The following is a 2310-nucleotide window of genomic DNA, read 5'->3' as shown; positions in this document are numbered from 1 at the left end:
CCAGCACCTCCTGCGTGTCCCCCGCACCGGTCGCGAGCTGCGCGTAGGCGGGCAGGCCCCGCGCCGCGTACCACTCCCGCACCCGGCCCAGGGCCTCCGGGAGCGGCACCCCCGGGTCCCCGAGCGGCAGCACGGAGTTGGCGCGCCGCGTGAAACCGGCGCCGTCCACCACCGAGGCGCGCAGCAGCCAGCCGCCCAGCTCCTCCCGCTCCGCGGCGCGCCAGCCCCGCTCCTGAATCCGCGCCAGCTCCGCGTAGTCCGCCGCCGGGCCGCGGCGGCGCGCCGGGGCCGCCGGGACGGTCTTTGCCGCGACCACCGCCTCCCGCGCCAGCCGCACCCGCGTTCCGTCCCGCCGGGTCACGAGCAGCACGTCCTCGTCCCAGGATGTGAGAATGCCCACCGTGTCCGTGAAAGCGGCACCGGGTGCGGCTTCTTCGGCGACACTCCGCACGGTGACCCGTTTGCCCACGTCAGACGCACTGATACGGACTTCAAGGCGCGCTCCCGCCGCGAATTCCATGGTGTGGACCGCCCCTCCTGTTCGGATCATGACCCCGAGCGGAGATACTAGGTGCCGGGCATCGACGACGCCGCTCCCGCGCGCGCCAGGCGGCGGGACCCCCAGGACGGGCCCGCCAGCGCCCTATCGAGGAGGAACGACAGCGTGACCTACGTCATCGCGCAGCCTTGTGTCGACGTCAAGGACAAGGCTTGCATCGAGGAGTGCCCGGTCGACTGCATCTACGAGGGGAAGCGTTCCCTCTACATCCACCCGGATGAGTGCGTCGACTGCGGAGCCTGCGAGCCGGTCTGCCCGGTCGAGGCGATCTTCTACGAGGACGACACCCCGGAGGAGTGGAAGGACTACTACAAGGCGAACGTCGAGTTCTTCGACGAGCTGGGCTCGCCCGGCGGTGCCAGCAAGCTCGGCCTGATCGAGCGCGACCACCCCTTCGTCGCCGCCCTTCCGCCGCAGAACGGGTGAGCCGCGGGCCGCACAGGCCCCCCTTCCCCGGTGCGCCCGCGCACTTCAGGTCCCGCCCGTGCACCCGCACCGGCGGGACCTGCGCGTTCGCGGTACGGACGGCGGCGCCCCGCCCCGGGTGGCACGCCGCCGCCCGGCCGCGACCGCCCCGTCCCCGCCGCCCTCCCGCGTCCGACACCCGAAAAGAGCCACCGTGCCCGCACAACCGCAGCCGCTCGACGCGCTGCTCCCCGGCTTTCCCTGGGACAAGCTGGAGCCGTACAAGAAGACCGCCGCCGCGCACCCCGACGGGATCGTGGACCTCTCCGTGGGCACCCCCGTCGATCCCGTGCCCGCCTTCGTCCAGGACGCCCTGAGCGCCGCCGCCGACTCGCCCGGCTACCCGACCGTGTGGGGCACGCCCGCGCTGCGCGACGCGATCATGGAGTGGGCGGAGCGGCGCCTCGGCGCGCGCGGCCTGAGCCACCGCCACGTCCTGCCCGTCGTCGGCTCCAAGGAGTTCGTCGCCTGGGCCCCGCTCCAGCTCGGCATCGGCCCCGGCGACCGCGTCGCCCACCCGCGCCTCGCCTACCCCACCTACGAGGTCGGCGCGCGCCTCGCCCGCGCGGAGCACGAGGTCTACGACGACCCGACGACGCTCGACCCCGAGGGCCTGCGCGTCCTGTGGCTCAACTCGCCGTCCAACCCCACGGGCCGCGTCCTCGGCAAGGAGGAGCTGGCCCGGATCGTCGCCTGGGCGCGCGAGCACGGCGTCCTCGTCCTGAGCGACGAGTGCTACCTCGAACTCGGCTGGGAGGCCGACCCGGTCTCGGTCCTCCACCCCGACGTGTGCGGCGGCAGCTACGAGGGCGTCGTCGCCGTCCACTCGCTCTCGAAGCGCTCCAACCTCGCCGGGTACCGCGCCGCGTTCGTCGTCGGCGACCCGGACGTGCTCGGCCCGCTGCTCCAGGTCCGCAAGCACGGCGGCATGATGACGGCCGCGCCCGTCCAGGCCGCGACGGCGGCGGCGCTCGGCGACGACAAGCACGTCGAGGAGCAGCGCGAGCGCTACGCGGCCCGCCGCACCGCGCTGCGCGCCGCGCTGCTCGGCCACGGCTTCCGCGTCGAGCACAGCGAGGCGAGCCTCTACCTGTGGGTGACGCGCGGCGAGTCCTGCTGGGAGACGGTCGCGCACCTCGCCGCGCTCGGCATCCTCGTGGCGCCGGGCGACTTCTACGGGGACGCGGGCGAGCGGTTCGTGCGCGTCGGCCTCACCGCGAGCGACGAGCGGATCGCGGCGGCGGTGGCGCGGCTCGCGGCCTGGGAGGGGTTTTTTTTTTTTTTTT

Annotated in this window: 3 protein-coding genes; 2 read left to right on the top strand and 1 reads right to left on the bottom strand. The window is 74.0% G+C overall.

Annotation, left to right across the window (positions count from 1 at the left end):
- Positions 1–520: hypothetical protein (locus SSBG_RS08540; protein WP_037869267.1), on the bottom strand; the 520-nt coding region annotated here is incomplete at its 3' end.
- Positions 521–664: 144 nt separating this feature from the next.
- On the opposite strand from SSBG_RS08540, the gene fdxA reads away from it, so the two are divergent.
- Both fdxA and dapC read left to right on the top strand, forming a co-directional pair.
- Entirely contained in the window at positions 665–985 is a 321-nt protein-coding gene (gene fdxA / locus SSBG_RS08535; RefSeq protein WP_010267089.1) for a ferredoxin, read from the top strand.
- Positions 986–1178: 193 nt separating this feature from the next.
- The coding region (gene dapC / locus SSBG_RS08530; RefSeq protein WP_078491251.1) for a succinyldiaminopimelate transaminase at positions 1179–2310 on the top strand (1132 nt) is incomplete at its 3' end.

The organism is Streptomyces sp. SPB074 (assembly GCF_000154905.1).
In the GTDB taxonomy this organism is placed as follows: domain Bacteria; phylum Actinomycetota; class Actinomycetes; order Streptomycetales; family Streptomycetaceae; genus Streptomyces.
Note: the sequence above shows the minus strand (reverse complement) of the source record. Positions and strands in the feature narration are given on the sequence as shown.